The organism is Salinivibrio sp. IB574 (assembly GCF_001996205.1).
In the GTDB taxonomy this organism is placed as follows: Bacteria; Pseudomonadota; Gammaproteobacteria; order Enterobacterales; family Vibrionaceae; genus Salinivibrio; species Salinivibrio proteolyticus.
On the sequence record NZ_MUFN01000001.1, the window covers coordinates 31,603 to 49,043 of the forward strand.

Consider the following 17,441-nt stretch of genomic DNA (forward strand, 5'->3'; position numbering starts at 1 on the left):
GTCCGCCAGTAAATGATCATGACGCAGCATTCTACGCAACAGGCCAGAAATATGGATAGGGTTGTTGTCATGGTTACGTTAGCTATGGCTAATTTGTGAAGTGTGTGCAAGAACTTTGGTTGACGTTTTCTTGAATCAAACGAAGAAATTCGTGCCAGTATACATGGGATCAGATGCCGCCCCATCTTCAACGGGGCGGTGTGTGCGTCATGGACTCTCTACTCACCAAAAAACTGCTTAATTGCGGTGATCATCCCTTGGGTGAGTTGGTGGAGTTGGTCGTCGCGGATGCAATAGGGTGGCATCACATAAACCAATTTTCCGAACGGACGAACCCAAATGCCTTGGGCGGTCATTAAAGGCTGAATATCGGCCAGGTTCACCGGGTCGGTCAACTCTATCACGCCAATTGCGCCAAGCACACGCACGTCCGCCACACATTCCAATGCGCGAGCAGGCGCTAAGCCAGTTTTCAGCTGCTGCTCGATGTGCGCGATGGTCTGCGGCCAGTCACTTTCTAGCAAGGTATCAATGCTGGCGCAGGCCACGGCGCAGGCGAGAGGGTTGCCCATAAAGGTAGGACCGTGCATAAAACAGCCTGCATCACCGCTGCAGACGGTATCGGCCACATGGCGGGTAGTGAGCGTGGCGGCCAAGGTCATGTAGCCGCCGGTCAGTGCTTTACCGACGCAGAGTATATCTGGGCTGATCCCCGCGTGGTCGCAGGCAAATAGTTTACCGGTGCGGCCAAATCCGGTGGCAATTTCATCCACAATCAGCAGTACATCAAATTCATCGCACAAAGCGCGCACTTGACGCAGGTATTCGGGATGATAAAAGCGCATACCGCCTGCGCCTTGCACAATCGGCTCTAAGATCACCGCGGCCAGTTGGCCGTGATGCGCGGCGAGTGCTTCGCGCATGGGCTGTATGTCGTTAGGGTTCCACTCACCGTCAAAGCGGCTTTGTGGCGACGGCACAAAATGATGCTGGGGCAGAAACCCTTTGTAGAGTTTGTGCATCGAATTATCAGGATCCGTCACCGACATGGCGGCGAACGTGTCGCCATGATAGCCATGACGCAAGGTCAAAAACTGTGCGCGTGACTCGCCGCGTCCCTGCCAATATTGCATCGCCATTTTAAGCGCTACTTCTACTGATACAGAGCCTGAATCGGCCAAAAAGACTTGCGTGAGCGGCGCAGGTGAATGCGCGACCAAGCGCTCACAAAGCGATACCGCGGGCTGGTGGGTGAGACCGCCAAACATCACATGCGACATTTTATCGATTTGCTGATGCGCCGCGGCGTTCAAAGCAGGGTGGTTGTAGCCGTGAATGGCTGCCCACCATGACGACATGCCATCAATCAGAACAGTGCCATCTTCAAGGTGTAGCTCGGCGCCGCTTGCGCGTGAGACAGGTAAGCAAGGCAAAGGGTCGAGCGTTGAGGTGTAGGGATGCCAGATATGTTCACGGTCAAAATGGGTGTTGATGCTCATAAATAAATCAGATGTAAACCAGTGTGATCTTGTTGTGTTGACAGGTTAACGTCTGTGGGTAGACTAGCCAAGCATTAAAACGACAACAACGGGGAAAACCGCGTGGAAATAAGACACAACTGGACCGCACAGGAAGTGCAAGCATTGTTCGATAAACCCTTCATGGATTTGCTGTTTGAAGCGCAGCAGGTGCATCGTGAATATCATCCTGCCAACCAAGTGCAAGTTAGCACGCTGTTATCGATCAAAACCGGCGCGTGTCCAGAAGATTGCAAATATTGCCCGCAAAGTGCGCGGTATCGCACCGATGTTGAGAAAGAGCGCTTAATGGAAGTGGAACGCGTGCTCGAAGCGGCGGAAAAAGCCAAAGCCTCAGGCGCGACGCGCTTTTGCATGGGGGCGGCGTGGAAAAACCCCAAGCAACGCGATATGCCATATTTGCTCGATATGATCCAAGGCGTCAAAGGATTAGGGTTGGAAACCTGCATGACATTGGGCATGTTGGATGCGGAGCAAGCCAAGACCTTGTCGGAGGCGGGTTTGGATTACTACAACCACAATCTCGATACCTCGCCCGAGTTTTACGGCAACATCATCACCACGCGGACGTATCAAGAACGCCTTGATACCTTATCTAACGTGCGAGACGCGGGAATGAAGGTGTGTTCCGGTGGCATTATTGGGTTGGGTGAAAGTGCCCGCGATCGCGCTGGTTTGCTGGTCGAGCTGGCCAATATGCCGGCTCACCCAGAAAGCGTGCCGATTAACATGCTGGTCAAAGTAAAAGGCACACCGCTTGAGAACGTCGATGACGTTGATCCGTTCGATTTTGTCCGCATTATCGCGGTGGCGCGGATCATGATGCCCAAATCGGCAGTGCGGCTGTCTGCTGGGCGCGAAGACATGAACGAGCAAATGCAAACCTTGTGCTTTATGGCGGGCGCCAACTCGATATTCTACGGCTGTAAGCTGTTGACCACACCAAACCCTGACGAAGACGCGGACATGCAGCTATTTAAAAAGCTGGGTATCAATCGCGAAGCGGTCAGCCAAAAGCCCGATCAAGTCACTGAGCATGACTTACTTGAGCAAGTGGCATCGCGCCCGCAAGAAGGCGATCTGTTCTACGACGCCAGTGTCTAAGCACCATGACTGACACAACATCAGCGCTTATCCGTCGTTACCAAGGCGAACTGGTCGCACGCCAGCAACAAGACCTATGGCGGCAAAGTGGAGACAATGCCGTCGCCGAGTCATGGCGCAACTTTGCGGGTAATGATTACTTAGGCCTCGCGCAAGACCCGCGGCTGGTCAAAAAGGCGCAGCAGCATCTTGAACGCTGGGGTGTGGGCGCGACGGCCTCGCCGGTGGTATCTGGTTTTACCGCCGCGCATCAATCCCTTTGTGATCAGCTGTGTGACTGGCTGGGTTACCCGCAAGCGATACTGTTTAACAGTGGTTTTGCCGCCAATCAGGCGTTGCTGTTTACGCTGTTAGGTAAAGACGATGTCTTGTTTCAAGATAAACTCAACCACGCCTCCTTGATTGAGGCCGGCTTATTGAGCCCTGCCACGCAGCGGCGTTTTCGTCATAACGACATGGCACACCTTCGCCAACTGCTCGCGAAGCAAACCCAGCCTTCCGCATCGCTGATTGTCTCGGAAGGGGTATTTAGCATGGATGGCGATGTGTCGCCAACCGACAGCCTTGCCGCGATTGCCAACCAATCGGGGGCGCTCTGGGCTCTGGATGACGCGCATGGGATTGGCGTGTTAGGGCAAGAAGGCGAGGGCAGTATCAGTCGTGGCGCGCGGCCGGATATTTTAATCGTGACGTTTGGAAAAGCCCTGGGCGTCGCCGGCGCGGCAGTGCTGGCTTCTCCCACCATTATTGACTATTTACGCCAGTTCGCTCGCCATTATGTGTACTCGACGGCTATGCCACCCGCGCAAGCGGCGCTCATCGAGGATGCGATTAGGCTGGCACGAACAGAGCACTGGCGGCGAGAAACACTCAGCGCCCATGCTGAACAGCTAGCGCAAGGGCTCCACGATTGGTTAGAGACGACGTCTGTTTTCGAACCGCGCGCTGGTAATCGGCAGCCTTTACCGCGACTACTTACGACGCCTAGCCCGATCAAGCCACTGATTATCGGTGATTTGGCAGCGTTACAGCAGGTGAATCACGCTTTGATGAAAGCCCATATTCGGGTGGGAGCGATTCGGCCACCGACGGTGCCTACCAACACCGCACGTCTGCGGATCAGCCTGTCCGCCCAGCATCAAAAAACAGATATCACCGCATTGATTGAGGCGCTTAAGCCGGTATTAGCGGGCGACAAAGCGTGTAGGGTGACAGCATGACCGTCGCCGATAAACAAGCGATTGCTCGAGCGTTTGGCCGAGCCGCGCCCCATTATGACGACAGTGCGACGCTGCAGCGCCGTGTCGGCCATCGGTTAATGGCATTGGCTGAGTCAGAGCAAAAAGCTATCCATCTCAGTACCGTCTTAGATGTCGGTTGTGGCACCGGCTATTTCACCCAGCAGTGGATGACTCACGCTAAAACAGTGATTGGACTGGATCTCAGCGCTCCTATGCTTGCAACGGCAAAAGCGCGCTGCGGCGACGCCATGCTAGGCGTACAAGCAGATGCGGAGCATTTACCGCTGGCTGATAACAGTGTCGATCTGGCGTTTAGTTCGTTAGCGCTGCAATGGTGCGACGATTTGCACGTGCCGTTGGCGGAGCTGCGTCGGGTCGTCAAACCCGGTGGGCAAATTCTTGTTTCGACACTGCTCACCGGATCCTTGTGTGAACTCGACAGCGCGTGGCAACAAGCATGCGGCACGTCACGGGTGAACCGCTTTATCACATTATCTGAGTTACAACAGGCGACCCAACACGCCGGGCTGATGCACGTAACCGTGTTGCAAGAAAGCGAACAGCTGACGTTTGCTAATGCCCATGCGGTGATGAAAAGCTTAAAAGGCATTGGCGCGACATATCGCCCGCAAGGGGCGGGGCAGCAAGGGCTGGCGACAAGAGCGCAGTTTAGTGCGGTAGAAAAGGCGTATCAGCGTTTTGCACTTGCCGCCAACACCTTGCCGGCGACCTATCAAATTGGCTACATAGTGATTCACCATCATGCATGACAGTTACTTTATTACCGGCACCGACACCGAAGTGGGGAAAACCTATACCACGGCGGCACTGTTGCACGCTTTTATCAAACAAGGTTATCAAGCGGTGGGCTACAAGCCTGTCGCCGCTGGTGCCGATTTAGCGCCAGACTACCAACTCAATAGTGACGCTGTCACTTTACAGCGCGCCAGTGCGATTGCATTGCCGTATGCCGCTATCAACCCAGTGTTGTTAGAAACGCCATGCTCGCCGCACTGGGCGGCCGTGTTAGCCAACAAGCCCATCGATACCCAGATGTTGAGCGATGGGCTCGCGCATTTAAAACAGCAGGCCAGCCCAGTATTGGTAGAAGGGGCTGGCGGCTGGCAAGTGCCACTGAGTGAGACTGAAACGCTTGCCGATTGGGTGGTTGCCCATCAACTGCCAGTGATCATGGTGGTGGGAATAAAGCTTGGCTGTTTAAACCATGCTTTACTCACCGCAGAGGCCATACGTGCACGCGGGCTTACGTTAGCTGGATGGGTGGCAAACGCCGTGGATCCCAAGGCGCAGCACAGTGACGAAATGGTGCGCTATCTTGATGCGCATTTAGATGCGCCTTGTCTGGGGCACTTGCCGTTTGCTGCCGATGCCTCGCCAGCACAACGGGCGTCAACGCTGGATATCCGTGCGCTTTTAGCGCCTTAAACGGTGGGCGCATTGAGTCATGCCGGACACAAAAAAAGCCAGTGAAAACTGGCTTTTTGCTAATGTAGAATCGGCCTTGTAACAGGAATGACTGACAACGACCGCTTACTTTTGATCGTCCAGTAATCCCATCAGACCTTGCTGGACTTCTGCAATTTGTCGCGCTGCACTGGCGTCATCCGATGCTAACCCAAGTTCTGAGCAGGCTTCGTCGAAGCTCATGCCGAGATGACAGCATAAGATGTCGATAGCGACACGGTAGTTTTCTTTTTCTGCCATGGTTTCACTCCATTGATAACGCGTTGTTTTAACGCGGCTCTTGTTCAGGGCTTCACACTTTGTCTCATCTCATTGACGCTTCATCGCGATGTGAACAATGAGTGAGAAAATGTTATCTAGTTTTAAACAGCTGCAGCCAAATTAGCGCCCTCTTAACGCAATTACAACTCGACTAAAGTCTATAGTAGCTTGGATTTGTCTAAAATGCTGGCTCTATGTGTTAGGTTTATTTTTAAATTACTGAATTGGTTGTGAGATTTTATCAATCGGCCTAGCTCACATTTTATCTATATCAGATGGGAATARCGTGCCACACTAACTGGTCAGCGGAGTGGTGCGGCTGTCTGTATCGATGGGCGGATTCAATCATTTTATTCGTAACAAATTGCATCAAAGGATTGTTTTTATCTTGAATGCCCATACTATTTTTACCATTACAACAAGTAAGCGCTAAACACTGGGTTTAAGCGACGGAGACACACGATGAAACGCATAGGATTATTTCTTGCTACCAACCTCGCGGTACTGATCGTATTCAGCATTGTGCTGAACATCATCTACGCGGTCACAGGCATGCAGCCGGGCAGCTTGTCTGGGTTGCTGGTACTGGCGGCTGTATTCGGTTTTGGCGGCTCAATTATCTCGTTGCTGATGTCAAAATCCATGGCACTTCGCTCTGTAGGGGCGCAAGTGATTGAGCATCCACGTAATGAAACCGAACACTGGTTGATGAACACGGTCAGTCAACAGGCTCAGCGTGCTGGCATTGGCATGCCAACGGTGGCGATCTATAACTCGCCCGATATCAACGCGTTTGCCACCGGCGCAAAACGTGACGACTCCGTGGTCGCGGTATCAACGGGTTTACTACAAAACATGACCCGTGATGAAGCGGAAGCGGTACTGGCGCATGAAGTCAGTCACATTGCCAACGGCGACATGGTCACCATGACCTTGATGCAAGGGGTAGTGAACACCTTCGTGATCTTTATCTCTCGTGTCATTGCTGGCGCGGTCAGTGGTATGAACAACGACGAAGAAGGCGAAGGCGGCGGCAACTGGATGATGTACTTCCTGGTGTCGTCAGTGCTAGAAATCGTGTTTGGTATTTTGGCTAGCATTCTCACCATGTGGTTTAGCCGTCATCGCGAATTCCGCGCCGATGCAGGCTCAGCGCAGCTGGTGGGCAAACAGAAAATGATTGCAGCACTGGAGCGTTTAAAAGTCAGCCACGAGCCGAAACTGGAAGGCTCAATGATGGCATTTGGCATCAACGGTAAGAAAACGCTGAGTGAGTTGTTTATGACTCACCCACCGCTAGAAAAACGTATCGATGCCTTGCGTCGTGGCGACTATCTATAACCGGATAGCGTTTACGTCGAGTCATAAATTAAGCGGCCTGCGGGCCGCTTTTTGTTTGTGTGCGTCGCCACTTTATCCCCTCACTGGCGAGCACCGCACCGAATACAATCAACGCCATCGCCACGACGGTGAGCAGACTGACGGTTTCTGAGAACACAGGAATGGCGATTAGCGCAGCCACTACAGGCGTGAATGCGCCTATTGCGGCACTCATTTCCGCCCCTAAGCGGCGAATCGCAAATGCATAGCTGTAATTGGCAATGATCCCCACGCCTAAACCTTGCGCCAGCACATGGTAGCCAAGCTCGCCAAGAGGGGCTTGGAGCAGGTTAAAGGAGACAAGTCCGCTCATCGCGCCCACCGGTAGCAACAAGACGGCCGAAATCGCTAATACCGCGCCGGCTTCTGCGGCATTCAATCCTGTCACACGTACGCCAATGGTAAACCATGCCCAGCTGATGCTGGCTGCAAGCAAAATCAAATGGCCTTGCGTGACGCTCCACGGTGAGAAGAACAGCGAATGCCATAAAAACGCACCAATGCCGGTGACGATAAGCCCAATGCCTAATCGCCGTCCCACTGAGAGCGATTCACCATAAACGCCCCAAGCAATCGCAGAGACAAACAGCGGCAAGATCCCAGGAATTAACGAGGCGCCATCGGCGACAGGGGCAAACTGCATACCTGTGGCAGCGAGCAGATAAAACGGTAAGCCTGCGCCAAAGGCAATCGCAAACAGATAACGTTTGGGCACAGAGATAATATGACGGATCCGATGACGGCTCAGCCAACCAAATAGTAGGGCGGCAGGCAAAAAGCGCAGTAGGGCAATATCGCCACTGGTTAACACCGATTGGCTGGCCTGACGCAATGAGATAAACAGGCTCGCCCAAATGGTGACGGTGACAAGCATAGCGGCGAGGCCTAATACACGTTGAGAGGTGGCAGGCATGGTGGGTCACTTCCTTGTTCAACAATAGAGTTAGTGTGGCATCGTCAAAGGAGGGATTGGTGGCAAATTAAAGAGTGATTTGCCATCATGTTAGCGTTTATCATCTTTAATTATATTTTTGTTGTTGAAAATCACCAAGGAAGCGATTTGGACAGTAAAGACAAAGCCATTTTGGCGCTATTGCAAGACGATGCGCGGCGTACCACCGCGGAAATCGCTGATGCGGTTGGGCTGTCGTTTTCACCGTGTGCAAGACGAATCAAAAAGCTGGAAGCCGATGGAGTGATAGCGTCCTATCAGGTCACGTTAAATCGCCAGCGGATTGGGCTAAACATGACCTTTTTCGTTAACGTGAGTTTGAGCAATCACCGAGAAGAGGCGATTGTCACCTTTGAAAACGCGCTGGTGGAAATGGATGAAGTGATCAACGGCCACGTCATTTCTGGCACTTATGATTATTTACTGGAAGTGGTGACGCGCGATTTACCGCACTATGAAGCCTTTATGCGCCAGTTACAGACTTTGGCGATGGTCAAAGACATCAATACCAATGTGGCGATCCGCGCGGTCAAACAAGGCGCGGCGCTAAAAGTGTAGCGCCGCGTGATCATCATGAAAGGAAGGTTAGCGAATAGCGATTAGCTAAGGTGCTGGCTTAGCCAGTCACTAAAGGCATTTTGAGGCAGGGCGCCATTCATCATGTCAACGCGCTCGCCGTTTTTAAACACCATTAGCGTCGGAATGCTGCGAATGCGATATTGTGCTGCCAGCGCTTGCTGCGCTTCAGTGTCAATTTTCACAAACAGCGCACGCCCCTCTTCCTGCTCGGCGACGGCCTCAAAAGCAGGCGCAAAACTTTGGCATGGTCCACACCAAGGGGCCCAAAAATCTACCACCACGGGCTTGTCGCTGTTAAGTAAAGCAGCAAAGTTATCGCTCGTGCCTTCAATGGGCTTTCCTTCTAATAGCGCTGATTGACATTTGCCACACTTGGGCGCGTCGTTCACGCGTTCGCTTGGAATACGGTTCATCGCTTGGCAGTGAGGGCAACGTGAGGTTAGGGTTGTCATTATTGTTCCTCGTCGAATGATTTGTGGCTAGTTTACGAGCCTTTGCCGAGGAGCGAAAACAGAAATAATCTATGACAGACATAGAAAAAGCCGATGACGCGTCATCGGCTTTTGCGTCTCGCGCACATTGGGTGCGTTACAGTGTATCCACCACCGCGAGGATGGCACTGAGCATATCGCGACCAAAGGCTTGGCTGCGCGCCGGTGACCAGCCAAAATCTGGGTCCGGTTGGTCGTTGTGATCTTTAAACGGCATTTCAACCGTGTACGACAAACACTTAAAGCGCTCGCCAATCCAGTTTGATCCTACGGTTAAATTGGCTTTACCGGGCGCATCTTTTTCATAGCCATGCTCGTCTTGAAACTCCGGCGTTACGGTAAGCAGCGCACGTTTGAAGCGGTTTTCGAGGTCAGCCATACGTTCATCGTAAGATGGGATCCCCTCGCAACCGGCAACAAAGTTATACGGAATGGCCTCATCACCGTGAATATCAAGGCACATTTTCACCCCAGTTTGTTCCATACGGGCACGAACATGATACACCTCAGGGCTACGCTCAAGGCTTGGTGTTTCCCATTCGCGGTTTAAGTTGGCGCCGACGGCATTGGTGCGCAAGTGGCCGCGTACGCTGCCGTCGGGATTCATGTTAGGAACGATGTAAAAGTCCGCTTTTTCCAACAGCGCACGGGCGGTAGTGTCCGTGTCGTCAAGCAATCGGTCGAGTAAACCTTCCATAAACCATTCCGCCATGGTCTCGCCGGGATGCTGGCGGGCAATTAGCCAAATGGGCGTTTTCGGTTGAGCGGATTCCCCTAAATCAGCGCGAATTTTCAAGAGGCTAATATCGCGACCATCTAGGGTTTGGCCAAGCGTTTCTAATTGGCACTGTGGGTAGGTTTGTGCTTGATGAATCAAATCCAAGTGGCGCTCATAGCTATACGGTGCGAAATACGCAAAGTACATCGAGCCGTGTTGCGGCGTCACCTTAATGGTCAAGGTATCGCCGTCGAATTCAGTAGGGACACGGAACCAGGTATCACGGTCGTATGAGGCAACCGCTTGGTAGTCTTTCCAGCCTTCAGGGTAGGCTGAGCCTGCAAGCTGCTGAATATGGAGCGTATGGGCCTGATTGACCTCAGCTTCAAGGCGAAAGTGGAACCACTGATAAAACTCAGATTGATTGTCTTGGTGAATGGCAAGCTGAATATTGTTGATGTCGTCGTCATTCAGAACGCGGATATTCCCGCTATCGAACTGGCTAAAAATACGCATAGAGCATCCTTTTTCTGTTGAAGGGCCAGCTGTGTTTGCGCCGGTATCTATAAGCCGTTGTGGTTATTTGCTGTCTACTTGGGCAGACATTGTGCATTTGCTGGCTTATAGTCGTTGATCTCAGCGAATATCTTGCCGTGCTATTCGTGAGCTGGCAAGGTGCCAGTATGATTTGGGTGAACGCGCGACGCCTTTGAACAAAAAAGGAGCCATTATGCAATTGCAGGACATGACGCTGCTTAAGACACAAGCACTGATTAACGGTCAATGGAAAGATGCCCACAACCAAAAAACACGCCCGGTGACCAATCCTGCCAATGGCGCGTGTTTGGCAAACGTACCCAATATGGGCGCCGAGGAAACACGACAAGCGATTGATGCCGCCGATGCGGCCTTGCCCGAGTGGCGATCGCTAACGGCGAAAGCCCGTGCCGATGTATTGTACCGCTGGTACGAGCTGATGCTTGAACACAAAGACGACTTAGCGGCGATCATGACCGCTGAGCAAGGCAAACCGCTGAAAGAAGCCGCGGGAGAGATCCAATACGCGGCGTCATTTTTACAGTGGTTTGCTGAAGAAGCAAAGCGGGTGTATGGCGCGACTATTCCTGCTGAGCAGGCCGACAAACGCATCTCTGTGATCAAGCAACCGATTGGCGTAACGGCAGCGATTACGCCTTGGAATTTTCCAGCCGCGATGATCACCCGCAAAGCCGCGGCAGCACTGGCGGCAGGTTGTACTATGGTGGTGAAGCCGGCCAGTGACACACCGTTGTCGGCGTTGGCGCTTGGAGAGCTGGCACTGCGCGCGGGTGTGCCTGCCGGGGTACTAAGCATCGTCACCGGTACAGCTGGGCCGATTGCCGATACGCTTTGCAGCGATGATAGAGTGCGCAAGCTTTCATTCACCGGCTCGACAGAAATTGGCGCACAACTGATGGAAAAATGCGCGCCAAGCATTAAAAAGTTGTCGCTGGAGTTGGGGGGCAATGCGCCGTTTATTGTTTTTGATGATGCGGATATCGATGCAGCGGTTGAAGGTGCTATTGCGGCTAAATATCGCAATGCGGGACAAACATGCGTTTGTGTGAACCGAATCTATGTGCAATCGAGTATTTATGACGCCTTTGCAGAAAAATTCACACAAGCGGTTAGTCAATTACGCGTCGGTCTTGGCACCGATGATAAGGTGGACATTGGCCCGCTGATTAATCGTGGTGCGATCGACAAAGTGAAAGCACATTTGGACGATGCCAAGCAACACGGCGGCGAGATCCTGCTTGGCGGCGATTGCCCAGAGTTAGGGGAAAACTTTACTCAGCCTGCGGTCATCAAACACGCGACACCGGCGATGCGGATTGCTAAAGAAGAAACCTTTGGTCCGGTTGCGCCCTTGTTTGCCTTTAATGATGAAGCTGAAGCTATCGCAATGGCGAACGATACCGAGTTTGGTCTGGCGTCGTACTTTTATGCGCGAGACATTAGCCGCGTGCATCGTGTCGCAGAAGCCTTAGAGTACGGCATGGTGGGGATTAACACTGGCCTTATTTCAACCGCGGTGGCGCCCTTTGGTGGGGTGAAACAATCAGGCTTAGGCCGAGAAGGGTCACAATGGGGCTTGGATGAATACCTCGAAATGAAGTATCTGTGTTTGGCGCTATAGCCTAAGGGGTTAAGCCCTCTCGTAATCACGGGCAGGGGGGCGATGTGTTCAAAAATGCTGACATGTCAACATGACGTTACTCTGTTTATGGTCAGCAACTTGGTGCAAATATCATCGTGTTGGCCATAATTTAGACGGGTTGACTGTTTTTTGACAGCTTGGTGTATGAAAATTTGCGATTCGGCACATCGCCCCTGTTGTTGCCTTTTCATCCGTGGTAAAACTCAAGTAATATGCGTTAAGACACGTCCAACCGTTGCGGTGAAGCAACAAGTTGGCGAACCAAACCAAGTGGAGATACAAGATTGATCACTGTTTTCCTTGTAGATGATCACGAGCTGGTTCGCACAGGGATTCGACGTCTATTAGAAGACGTCCGTGGAATTAAAGTGGTAGGGGAAGCCGACAGCGGTGAAGCCGCACTCAAGTGGTGTCGGCAAAATCACGCCGATATTGTCCTGATGGACATGAACATGCCGGGCATCGGGGGTTTGGAAGCCACACGTAAGTTGCTTCGCTACTCGCCGGATGCCAAGATCATCGTACTCACGATTCACACTGAGAACCCATTCCCAACCAAGGTGATGCAAGCGGGTGCCGCGGGCTATCTCACCAAAGGGGCGGGCGCAGACGAAGTGGTGAATGCGATTCGTATGGTCAATAGTGGCCAACGGTACATTTCCCCGGATATTGCCCAGCAAATGGCGCTTAGTCAGTTCTCCGCTTCTTCTGACAACCCTTTCAAGGAGCTGTCTGAGCGTGAATTGCAGATCATGCTGATGATCACCAAAGGGCAAAAAGTCACGGACATTTCCGAGCAGCTCAGTTTAAGCCCCAAAACCGTTAATAGTTACCGCTATCGCTTGTTTAGCAAGCTAGGCATTAACGGGGATGTGGAGTTGACTCACCTCGCCATTCGTCACGGGATGTTAGATACCGAGACTCTGTAGTGCCAGACACATTCGATTCAAAAAGCTTTTTAAAAACGGTGCCTCACCAACCGGGCGTTTATCGCATGATGGACGCCTCGGGTGAGATCATTTATGTGGGTAAGGCGAAAGATCTGAGCAAGCGTCTTGCCAGCTACTTTCGTGTGCAAGTTTCCAGCGAAAAAACCAAAGCCTTGGTACGTAACATCGCCAATGTGGAAGTCACCGTCACTCACACGGAAACGGAAGCGCTGATCCTTGAACACAACCTCATCAAGCAATTCCTGCCTAAATACAATGTGTTGCTGCGCGATGATAAATCCTACCCCTACATTTATCTAAGCGGCCATACCCATCCTCGCTTGGCAGTTCATCGCGGTGCGAAAAAGAAAAAGGGCGAATACTTCGGCCCGTTTCCGGATGCGAGCGCAGTAAGACAAAGCCTGCACCTGCTGCAGAAAATATTCCCCGTTCGCCAATGTGAGGACTCCGTTTACGCCAACCGCAGTCGTCCCTGTTTGATGTACCAAATTGGTCGGTGTGCGGGGCCTTGTGTACCCGGATTGGTCAGTGATGAGGAGTACGCCGAGCAGGTGAATTTTGCGCGGTTATTCTTGCAGGGCAAAAATCGCCAAGTGATCGATTCGCTGGTGGAAAAAATGGAAACCGCCAGTCAGCAGCTTCAATTCGAAAAAGCCGCTGAATACCGCGATCAAATCCAAGCCTTGCGTCGCGTGCAAGAGCAGCAGTTTGTCTCGCAAGATAGCGACGAAGATCTAGATGTGATCGGGTTTGGACTTGAGAACGGTGTGGCCTGTATTCATGTGCTGTTTTTACGCCAAGGTAAGGTGTTAGGTAGCCGCAGCTACTTCCCCAAAATGCCGGCGGAGACAGAACCTGCCGAGGTGGTGTCTAGCTTTGTCAGCCAGTTTTATTTGGCCCAAGCAGAAGGGCGCACCATTCCTAGCCACATTTTGATTTCTGATGACATCGGCGACGATCTTACCTGGCTGTCAGATACCTTGAGTGAAATCGCCGGGCGGCGAGTGCAATTGCAAAGCAAACCACGCGGCGCGCGGGCACGCTTCTTAAAGCTAGCTAACACCAATGCGCGTACGGCGTTAACCAGCAAGATAAACCATCGCATGACCATCCAGCACCGCTACAAGGTCCTGCAAGAAACGCTAGGGTTAAACCCCGTCAAGCGCATGGAATGTTTTGATATCAGCCACACCATGGGCGAAAAAACCGTGGCGTCGTGTGTGGTGTTTAACCAAGATGGCCCGCTAAAAAAAGAGTATCGCCGTTACAACATTGAAGGGATCACCGGCGGCGACGATTACGCCGCAATGGCCCAAGTGCTGACCCGTCGTTACAGCAAACAGCTCGAGCCAGAAAAAATCCCCGACATTATCGTGATTGATGGGGGTAAAGGGCAGCTCAATCGCGCGTGGGAGGTACTGAAACCCCTGATCGCCGATTGGCCCATTCATCCGCTTATTTTGGGTGTTGCCAAAGGGACCAGCCGTAAACCGGGTCTAGAGACACTGATCAAAGTCTCTGGCGAGCAATTCTCGTTGCCAGCCGACTCACCGGCGTTGCACCTGATTCAACACATCCGCGATGAAAGCCATGATCACGCTATTGCTGGACACCGTGCCGCACGTGGAAAAGCGCGCAAACAAAGTGTGCTGACCCAAATCGAAGGTATTGGCCCAAAACGTCGCCAAGCTTTGCTGAAATATCTTGGTGGGATCCAAGAGTTGCGCAACGCCAGTGTCGAAGAAATCGCCAAAGTCCCCGGGATCAGCCGAACACTGGCAGAGAAAATTCATTCCTCATTGCAAGGTTAGAGGCAATGGGGCAACATAACGTAGTCAATCCAACAATAAAAAGCTGAGCATGCGCCTTAATATACCCACCATTTTGACCTTTTTGCGCCTTGCGCTAATTCCGGTCTTTGTCATCGCCTATTATTTGCCCTACGAATGGGCTCCGTTTGCCGCGGCACTCGTTTTCGTGATTGCCGGTGTTACTGATTGGTTGGATGGGTATTTAGCTCGCCGTTTAAAACAATCGACCCGGTTTGGCGCCTTTCTCGATCCTGTTGCCGATAAGGTGATGGTGGCAATTGCCATGGTGCTGATTGTCGAGCATTACTACTCCATTTGGGTCACGATTCCCGCTGCGACCATGATCGCGCGAGAAGTGATTATTTCCGCCCTGCGCGAGTGGATGGCGGAAATTGGTAAACGCGCCAGCGTTGCTGTCTCTTGGGTGGGGAAATTTAAAACGGCTTCACAAATGTTTGCTCTGACGATGCTGCTTTGGCATGCCGCGCCTTGGATTGAATGGCTGGGTTATGTCGCGCTCTATGCCGCAACCGGCTTAACCTATTGGTCGATGTACCAATATATGATGGCTGCCAAGGACGATTTGTTAGCAGACCCAGACAGCGATTAGCTCGCGTTGGTGTCTCGGTCTTAGCGAGTGGGAGATGCGCAGCCTCGCCGAGTCCGACATACCCGCAGCCCAGTAAAAATGCAGCTTAATGAAAAACGCAGCCCAAATGGCTGCGTTTTTTGTTGGCATCAAACACGGTGTTAGCTAGCGTTTAGGCAGGGTGAGAACAAACGCAGCGCCTTGTAATGAGGATTGGGCGACTTGAATGGTGCCATCATAGCTAGCAATAATTTCATCGCACACCGCCAAGCCAATCCCCGTGCCCGGATTTAGCTGATCGGCACGCACGCCGCGCTGAAAAATACTCTCGCGATAGCACTCCGGCACGCCGGGGCCGTCATCCTCGATAGAAAGCTGCCACGCATCCCCTTTATCTTCCAATCGGATCAGCACCTGCTCCAGACAAAAGCGGTACGCGTTCTCGAGTAAATTTCCCAGCAGTTCCATAAGATCGCTGCGATGAAGCGGGAGGGTGGCATCGTCAGCAAAGCCGCGGATCACCGTCACTGGTTTATCTCGATAGGCTTTATCTAACATGCCAGTCAGACTATCGACAGGAATGGTTAGCGAGCTGTCGTCACGCTTTAGGCCGCGTTGCCCCACCAAAGCCCGTTTAAGCTGGTACTGAACCATGTCATCCATTTGGCTGACTTGCTCCAAAATACGCTTGTTCAATTGCTCGCGATTCAGGCTGTTATCATCGAGTAGGGCGTTGGTGGCTGCTAAGCGTGTTTTAAGGCTATGTGCCAAGTCGTCCATAGCGTGACGATAACGCACTTTTTGCTTTTCCCGCTGCGTGATCATCTGGTTGAGTGCTTGGGTGAGATCTTGCAGCTCATCAGGGTAATCACTGTCTAAGGTTTGTTGGCGCGATTCGGTGATCGCAATCAGCTCTCTCGCCAAGCGGCGCAGTGGCGAAAAACTCCAATGGCAGGCCGCTACAACCAGCGCAGAAGCAGAAAAGAACAGCAAACTGATGTAAAACCATGTCTCTGTTTCCAAATTGGCGAGCTGTTGCTTTTCTTGCCCCACATTACGCAGCACATACAAATGATTAGGACTATCGCTTGGCTGCTTATCAGAAGATAGCCGTTGGGCCACCACGTTAAACCCGGCAATCGAGAGATACTGTGGCGTGGTAGCTTGCGAGGGGAAGAGGGCACAAATGTCATCCACCTCAAAGGCTTTGACATCTCGAGATGTCCATAAGGTGTGATTTTCTGGGGTGCAGAGTACCGACATATAATCCGAGCTCGATGGATCAAGCGATTGGATCCACGCGGTGCAATCGAAAACAGTAAAATAATACCGATCGAGGTAGCTAGCACACGAGTTCGCAACCGCGTGCGGCAACGACACAAAGCGAATTGGCCTAATTTCATGAATTACTCAGCTTGAATTTCAAAAAGATACCCTTGACCACGCACGGTGGAAATCGGGTTTTCATGACCGCTTTGTACCAGTTTTTTGCGTAAACGGCTAATCATCACCTCGATGGTATTCGGATCGCCGTCTTGGTCGTGATACAGCACATCGAGTAAGCGTTGTTTGGAGATCACTTCGCGGCTGTGGCGAATCAAGTACTCAAACAGATCATACTCAAAGGCGGTCAGCTCTAAAGGCTGACCTTTTACCGAGACGGATTTGGCCAGCAAATCGAGCTCGATATCGCCTGCGGTAATGGTGGGCTTCACAAAACCGGCACTTCGTCGCACCAAGGCATTCAGCCGTGCCACCAATTCAGGCTTTTGAAACGGCTTCACTAAATAATCGTCCGCGCCGGCATCCAGCCCGGTGACTTTATCCTGCCAATTCGCCCGGGCAGTTAGCACCAAAATAGGCAAACGCAGCCCCTTGGCACGAATGTCGCGAATTAAACTAATACCATCTTGATCAGGCAAGCCTAAGTCAATGATTGCAATGTCATTTGGAAATTGATCGGCGTAATACAGCCCCTCGCTGGCTGTGCTGGCACAGCGCACATGATGACCCAGCTCAGTCAGCTCCGTTTTCACGTGATGACTGAGAATCGAATCATCTTCGATAATAAGCACCTGCATGCGTAACCCCTTGTGAGCAAAAAAGCGCCCAAATTGGACGCTTTCATTATATGCATAGTCG

General features: G+C 52.1%; 17 protein-coding genes. 10 read left to right on the forward strand and 7 right to left on the reverse strand.

The features are described 5' to 3' along the window. Nucleotides 1-218 precede the first annotated feature (218 nt). Nucleotides 219-1,493, reverse strand: coding sequence for an adenosylmethionine--8-amino-7-oxononanoate transaminase (gene bioA / locus BZJ17_RS00155; protein ID WP_198534052.1), 1,275 nt, complete (start codon nucleotides 1,491-1,493; stop codon nucleotides 219-221). Between the two features lie 108 nt (nucleotides 1,494-1,601). Between bioA and bioB the strand changes: the two genes are divergently transcribed. The 4 genes from bioB to bioD are packed head-to-tail and all read left to right on the forward strand — an operon-like array spanning nucleotide 1,602 to nucleotide 5,329. Then, on the forward strand, nucleotides 1,602-2,642 hold the full coding sequence (gene bioB / locus BZJ17_RS00160; protein ID WP_077639390.1) for a biotin synthase BioB: 1,041 nt from the start codon (nucleotides 1,602-1,604) through the stop codon (nucleotides 2,640-2,642). A 5-nt stretch (nucleotides 2,643-2,647) separates the two neighbouring features. Beyond that, entirely contained in the window at nucleotides 2,648-3,862 is a 1,215-nt protein-coding gene (locus BZJ17_RS00165) for an 8-amino-7-oxononanoate synthase (RefSeq protein ID WP_077639391.1), read from the forward strand. Beyond that, entirely contained in the window at nucleotides 3,859-4,653 is a 795-nt protein-coding gene (bioC, locus tag BZJ17_RS00170) for a malonyl-ACP O-methyltransferase BioC (protein ID WP_077639392.1), read from the forward strand. Before BZJ17_RS00165 ends, bioC begins: the two co-directional genes overlap by 4 nt. After that, on the forward strand, nucleotides 4,646-5,329 hold the full coding sequence (gene bioD / locus BZJ17_RS00175) for a dethiobiotin synthase (protein WP_077639393.1): 684 nt from the start codon (nucleotides 4,646-4,648) through the stop codon (nucleotides 5,327-5,329). Before bioC ends, bioD begins: the two co-directional genes overlap by 8 nt. Before the next feature lie 105 nt (nucleotides 5,330-5,434). On the opposite strand, the gene BZJ17_RS17260 is transcribed toward bioD, so the two are convergent. Then, nucleotides 5,435-5,608, reverse strand: coding sequence for a hypothetical protein (locus BZJ17_RS17260; protein WP_167314491.1), 174 nt, complete (start codon nucleotides 5,606-5,608; stop codon nucleotides 5,435-5,437). Between the two features lie 483 nt (nucleotides 5,609-6,091). Here BZJ17_RS17260 and htpX point away from each other — a divergent pair, with 483 nt between their 5' ends. Next, a complete protein-coding gene (gene htpX / locus BZJ17_RS00180) occupies nucleotides 6,092-6,970 on the forward strand; it encodes a protease HtpX (protein WP_077479714.1) in 879 nt (292 codons plus the stop codon). A 28-nt stretch (nucleotides 6,971-6,998) separates the two neighbouring features. Here the strand turns inward: htpX and BZJ17_RS00185 are convergent, their stop codons facing one another. Further along, nucleotides 6,999-7,922, reverse strand: a complete 924-nt coding sequence (locus BZJ17_RS00185) for a DMT family transporter (RefSeq protein WP_077639394.1) — start codon at nucleotides 7,920-7,922, stop codon at nucleotides 6,999-7,001. Nucleotides 7,923-8,069: 147 nt separating this feature from the next. On the opposite strand from BZJ17_RS00185, the gene BZJ17_RS00190 reads away from it, so the two are divergent. Further along, nucleotides 8,070-8,519: an Lrp/AsnC family transcriptional regulator gene (locus BZJ17_RS00190; RefSeq protein ID WP_077479712.1), complete on the forward strand. Its 450-nt coding sequence runs from the start codon at nucleotides 8,070-8,072 to the stop codon at nucleotides 8,517-8,519. Nucleotides 8,520-8,560: 41 nt separating this feature from the next. Here the strand turns inward: BZJ17_RS00190 and trxC are convergent, their stop codons facing one another. Both trxC and BZJ17_RS00200 read right to left on the reverse strand, forming a co-directional pair. Further along, nucleotides 8,561-8,992 (reverse strand): thioredoxin TrxC, encoded by a 432-nt coding sequence (trxC, locus tag BZJ17_RS00195; protein ID WP_069591020.1) that lies wholly within the window; start codon nucleotides 8,990-8,992, stop codon nucleotides 8,561-8,563. Nucleotides 8,993-9,128: 136 nt separating this feature from the next. Beyond that, on the reverse strand, nucleotides 9,129-10,265 hold the full coding sequence (locus BZJ17_RS00200; RefSeq protein ID WP_077479711.1) for a M14-type cytosolic carboxypeptidase: 1,137 nt from the start codon (nucleotides 10,263-10,265) through the stop codon (nucleotides 9,129-9,131). Between the two features lie 214 nt (nucleotides 10,266-10,479). Here BZJ17_RS00200 and BZJ17_RS00205 point away from each other — a divergent pair, with 214 nt between their 5' ends. The 4 genes from BZJ17_RS00205 to pgsA all read left to right on the forward strand — a co-directional run bounded on the left by BZJ17_RS00205 (nucleotide 10,480) and on the right by pgsA (nucleotide 15,320). After that, a complete protein-coding gene (locus BZJ17_RS00205; RefSeq protein WP_077639395.1) occupies nucleotides 10,480-11,928 on the forward strand; it encodes an NAD-dependent succinate-semialdehyde dehydrogenase in 1,449 nt (482 codons plus the stop codon). 305 nt (nucleotides 11,929-12,233) lie between these two features. Next, a complete protein-coding gene (gene uvrY / locus BZJ17_RS00210) occupies nucleotides 12,234-12,878 on the forward strand; it encodes a UvrY/SirA/GacA family response regulator transcription factor (protein ID WP_069591014.1) in 645 nt (214 codons plus the stop codon). Then, nucleotides 12,878-14,710 (forward strand): excinuclease ABC subunit UvrC, encoded by a 1,833-nt coding sequence (uvrC, locus tag BZJ17_RS00215; RefSeq protein WP_077639396.1) that lies wholly within the window; start codon nucleotides 12,878-12,880, stop codon nucleotides 14,708-14,710. Before uvrY ends, uvrC begins: the two co-directional genes overlap by 1 nt. 49 nt (nucleotides 14,711-14,759) lie before the next feature. Then, nucleotides 14,760-15,320 (forward strand): CDP-diacylglycerol--glycerol-3-phosphate 3-phosphatidyltransferase, encoded by a 561-nt coding sequence (gene pgsA, locus BZJ17_RS00220; protein ID WP_069591012.1) that lies wholly within the window; start codon nucleotides 14,760-14,762, stop codon nucleotides 15,318-15,320. A gap of 144 nt (nucleotides 15,321-15,464) precedes the next feature. Here the strand turns inward: pgsA and BZJ17_RS00225 are convergent, their stop codons facing one another. Continuing rightward, on the reverse strand, nucleotides 15,465-16,562 hold the full coding sequence (locus tag BZJ17_RS00225) for an ATP-binding protein (protein WP_077639397.1): 1,098 nt from the start codon (nucleotides 16,560-16,562) through the stop codon (nucleotides 15,465-15,467). 143 nt (nucleotides 16,563-16,705) lie between these two features. Beyond that, on the reverse strand, nucleotides 16,706-17,380 hold the full coding sequence (locus tag BZJ17_RS00230) for a response regulator (protein WP_069587235.1): 675 nt from the start codon (nucleotides 17,378-17,380) through the stop codon (nucleotides 16,706-16,708). Nucleotides 17,381-17,441 lie beyond the last annotated feature (61 nt).

Excerpts from the sequence above, each read along its gene's own strand:
- bioC (WP_077639392.1), top strand. The coding sequence starts at position 3,859 with ATGACCGTCGCCGATAAACAAGCGATTGCTCGAGCGTTTGGCCGAGCC.
- BZJ17_RS00200 (WP_077479711.1), bottom strand. The coding sequence starts at position 10,265 with ATGCGTATTTTTAGCCAGTTCGATAGCGGGAATATCCGCGTTCTGAAT.
- BZJ17_RS00165 (WP_077639391.1), top strand. The coding sequence starts at position 2,648 with ATGACTGACACAACATCAGCGCTTATCCGTCGTTACCAAGGCGAACTG.
- BZJ17_RS00225 (WP_077639397.1), bottom strand. The coding sequence starts at position 16,562 with ATGTCGGTACTCTGCACCCCAGAAAATCACACCTTATGGACATCTCGA.
- BZJ17_RS00230 (WP_069587235.1), bottom strand. The coding sequence starts at position 17,380 with ATGCAGGTGCTTATTATCGAAGATGATTCGATTCTCAGTCATCACGTG.
- BZJ17_RS00205 (WP_077639395.1), top strand. The coding sequence starts at position 10,480 with ATGCAATTGCAGGACATGACGCTGCTTAAGACACAAGCACTGATTAAC.
- BZJ17_RS00185 (WP_077639394.1), bottom strand. The coding sequence starts at position 7,922 with ATGCCTGCCACCTCTCAACGTGTATTAGGCCTCGCCGCTATGCTTGTC.
- bioD (WP_077639393.1), top strand. The coding sequence starts at position 4,646 with ATGCATGACAGTTACTTTATTACCGGCACCGACACCGAAGTGGGGAAA.
- BZJ17_RS17260 (WP_167314491.1), bottom strand. The coding sequence starts at position 5,608 with ATGGCAGAAAAAGAAAACTACCGTGTCGCTATCGACATCTTATGCTGT.
- pgsA (WP_069591012.1), top strand. The coding sequence starts at position 14,760 with ATGCGCCTTAATATACCCACCATTTTGACCTTTTTGCGCCTTGCGCTA.
- trxC (WP_069591020.1), bottom strand. The coding sequence starts at position 8,992 with ATGACAACCCTAACCTCACGTTGCCCTCACTGCCAAGCGATGAACCGT.
- htpX (WP_077479714.1), top strand. The coding sequence starts at position 6,092 with ATGAAACGCATAGGATTATTTCTTGCTACCAACCTCGCGGTACTGATC.